Genomic DNA, 3150 nt, shown 5'->3' with positions numbered 1-3150 from the left:
CGCGCACTGGCCGGTCGGCTCGCTGACGCAGCGTTTGCCCGGATAAATTTCGTAACTCTTTTTGTATGGCTGCGGCGTGAAATTAGGCATCAGGACATTGGCTCCGGCCTGTAGCCCGTCCAGCCGGTAATCTTTGTCCAGACTACCCAGCGCGGTCGTGGCCGGCAGGTGGGCGTTTTTGGTTAAAATTCTGGTCAGGGCGACACAGCGCAGAGTTAGGTCGACGCTGCCGCGCGGCAGGTCTTTTAATTCCGTGGCTTGATGCGGTATGAGCGGCCCGATACCGATCATGTCAAAATCTCGGTCCGCAAAAAACAAAATATCTCCGGCCAGAATTTCCGGCGTTTGACCGGGCAGGCCAACGATAATGCCGGAACCGGTTTGATAGCCGAGACTTTGCAGATCGTCCAGACAGCGCAGACGGTTGGCCAGACTCATGTTCGGATGCAGACGCGCGTATAACGCCGCGTCAGTGGTTTCGATTTTGAGCAAATATCTGTCCGCGCCGGCGCCGCGCCAGAGCTGATACGCTTCGCGCGGTTTTTCACCGACGGAGAGCGTGATAGACAGACCGTACCGGGTTTTGATCTTGCGCACGAGGTCTGCCAGCCATTCGGGGTCAAGCTCCGGATCTTCACCGGACTGCAGGACTATAGTTTTAAGGCCGGAGAAATAAACCAGTCCGGCGGCGTCGATAATTTCTTCCGGAGTCAGGCGGTAGCGCGGCATATTTTGATTGTGTTTATTGAGGCCGCAGTAAGCGCAGCTGCCCTGACAGTAACTGCTGAATTCGACAATGCCACGCAGCAGCACGCCGTCGCCGCAGTATTTCCGCCGCGCCGCATCCGCGCGCGCGAAAAGCTCCCGCGTTTTTTGCGGGTTAGCAGTTTTTAAATACTCTAAAATTTCTTCCTGGTTCATAATTTCAATGCCTTCAAAATATTTTGAAAATCCGGCGGCTCTGGAGCGGCGGCCTGCAGGATCTTGCCGCTGCAAGGATTGGTAAAACGGATCGACGCGGCGTGCAGCATCTGGCGTGGTATCCGGCGATAAACAGCGTTTTTCAGCGCGGCGGTCTGGTAAATATTTTCGCCGAGCAGCGGAAAACCAACCTGCGCCAGATGCGCGCGGATCTGATGTTTGCGGCCGGTAATGATCTGCGCGGCAAAATGACTGGCTAGATTATTGCTTTGCAGAATACGCACTCTGGTCTCGGCAGATTGTCCCTGGAGCGGCTGGTCTAACGTGAATTTTGCGGGAAATTTTCGCCGCAAGTCTCCCTGCGCGATGCCACGATAATGTTTCTCCACGCCGAATTTTTGAAAAACTCTGACGATTTCCGCAAAGGCGTTGGGGTTTTTGGCAAAAATGACCATACCGCTGGTGTCTTTGTCCAGACGGTGCGCCGCGCGGATTTGCGGATTTTTTAAGTCCTTTTGCAGCAGAGCTTCCAAAGAGCCGGGGTGTTGATTGACCAGCAGTCCGGCCGGTTTGTTCACTATAATATATTCGTTATCCTCCGCGGCGATGACGTAACGGATACTCCGCTCAGTGTCCGTTTGATTCCTTGCTTCAACTCCGTTTTGCGGATGACGCGGGTGAATATTGGGCGCTGCCGCAAGGTCTGCCGTTTCCACAATGTCTCCGGCTTTTAAGCTGTACCCCGCGATCCAGACGCGCTGCTGATTGACGAAGACTTTTCTGGCGTCGAGCAGTTTTTTGGCCTGCGTCGCGGAAAGCCCCAGACTTTGCGCCAAAAATTTTTTGAGCGGGCAAACGCGTTTGACTTTAAATTTTGACATAGCGGGATTATAACACTGCTGAATTGGCGCCTTTGAAATATACGCGGGTTGAACATAATTGACAGAACAGACTTATTGTAATACAATAAATGCATGCTTTATGAATTTGATGGATTTGAGTGGGATGCGGATAAAGCAGAAAAAAATATCAAAAAACATGGGCTTGATTTTAACGATGCTGTGCAGGTATTTTCTGATCCGCGCCATGTTGATTTAGAAAGTCCGCAAGAAGGAGAATTACGTTATAAAACTATAGGACTAAGCAACAATATAATTATTGTTGTGATCCATACTCAAAGAGATAACAAATGCAGGATAATTTCTATGCGCAAAAGCAGACAAACAGAAAGGAGATATTACTATGACCATAGTTAGAAAAACAATAAAGGAAATACTACGGGCAAAATCCCGCACGGATTGGGAATATGTGAAAAATCTTAAAGATAGGGACATACAGGATGCCGAAGGCGATTTTGAAGGCGGCCGCCGCGTGCATATCCGCATGGGCAGACCAAAAAAAGAAACAACACGGCAGTTAGCATCTATCCGTATTCCAGAGCCGGCGCTGATTAAGCTCCGTTCACTGGGCAAAGGCTGGTCAACTGTTGCCGGCGATGTGCTGGCTGATTGGATAAACAAAAAACCAGTGAAAGTGGCCTAAGTATTTGTTCCAAGCGTCCAGCCTTTACTCTACTTCAACGCGTTTGACCTTAAATTTTGACATAGCGGGATTATAACCCTGCTGAATTGGCGCCGCGTTGCCGCTTTGAGGGTCTTGCCTATGCATAATAATATGTTATTATATGCAGATAAAAAAGGAGATTTATATGCGCACGACTTTGGATTTGCCAGCGGATTTGCTGGACGAAGCGATGGCCGTTACACGTTCGCTTACCAAAACGGCTTTAATCATTGCGGCTTTGCAGAATCTGATCCAGCGGGAAAAGATCAAAGGTTTGACCAAATATTTTGGCAAGGTTAATTTAAATATTGACATAGCTAAAATGCGCGCCCGATGAACGCCGTTTTAGTTGATTCGTCGGTTTGGATAGAGTATTTTCGGGGCGATAATTCTCTGGTCGCGTTGTCTAAACTGATTGAAAACAATTTGGCTTGCACCAATGAGCTTATTTTGACGGAATTGCTGCCGGCTGTTTTGCGGCAAAGAGAGCGCAGGCTGGCGGAACTGCTGAAAACTTTGCGAAAATACCCTCTGCGTATTGACTGGGCTGAACTGCGCTCCTGGCGGTCCGTCAATCTCAAAAAAGGTTTCAATAATATCGGGATTCCCGATCTGCTGATCGCCCAAAACTGTCTACAAAATCATTTGCAGATTTTCAGCCGCGAC

Annotated in this window: 6 protein-coding genes; 4 read left to right on the top strand and 2 right to left on the bottom strand. The window is 49.3% G+C overall.

Annotated elements, in window-relative coordinates:
- Both hydE and LBJ25_01820 read right to left on the bottom strand, forming a co-directional pair.
- On the bottom strand, nt 1–921 hold a 921-nt coding region (gene hydE / locus LBJ25_01825), incomplete at its 3' end, for a [FeFe] hydrogenase H-cluster radical SAM maturase HydE (GenBank protein ID MDR1452702.1).
- Complete coding sequence (locus LBJ25_01820) at nt 918–1802, bottom strand: RluA family pseudouridine synthase (protein MDR1452701.1); 885 nt, start codon at nt 1800–1802, stop codon at nt 918–920. The genes hydE and LBJ25_01820, both read right to left, overlap by 4 nt.
- 93 nt (nt 1803–1895) lie before the next feature.
- Here LBJ25_01820 and LBJ25_01815 point away from each other — a divergent pair, with 93 nt between their 5' ends.
- The 4 genes from LBJ25_01815 to LBJ25_01800 all read left to right on the top strand — a co-directional run.
- Nucleotides 1896–2177 carry a BrnT family toxin gene (locus tag LBJ25_01815; protein MDR1452700.1) on the top strand — a complete coding sequence of 94 codons (282 nt, stop codon included), beginning with the start codon at nt 1896–1898 and terminating at the stop codon, nt 2175–2177.
- Nucleotides 2164–2463: a hypothetical protein gene (locus LBJ25_01810; protein ID MDR1452699.1), complete on the top strand. Its 300-nt coding sequence runs from the start codon at nt 2164–2166 to the stop codon at nt 2461–2463. Before LBJ25_01815 ends, LBJ25_01810 begins: the two co-directional genes overlap by 14 nt.
- Before the next feature lie 166 nt (nt 2464–2629).
- Nucleotides 2630–2821, top strand: a complete 192-nt coding sequence (locus tag LBJ25_01805) for a type II toxin-antitoxin system VapB family antitoxin (GenBank protein ID MDR1452698.1) — start codon at nt 2630–2632, stop codon at nt 2819–2821.
- Nucleotides 2818–3150 (top strand): PIN domain-containing protein (locus tag LBJ25_01800; protein MDR1452697.1); only part of this gene is annotated, 333 nt, incomplete at its 3' end. The genes LBJ25_01805 and LBJ25_01800, both read left to right, overlap by 4 nt.

This window comes from Candidatus Margulisiibacteriota bacterium, from assembly GCA_031268855.1.
Lineage (GTDB): Bacteria > Margulisbacteria > Termititenacia > Termititenacales > Termititenacaceae > Termititenax.
The sequence above is the reverse complement of the archived record's forward strand: the minus strand, read 5'-3'. Positions and strand labels throughout refer to the sequence as shown.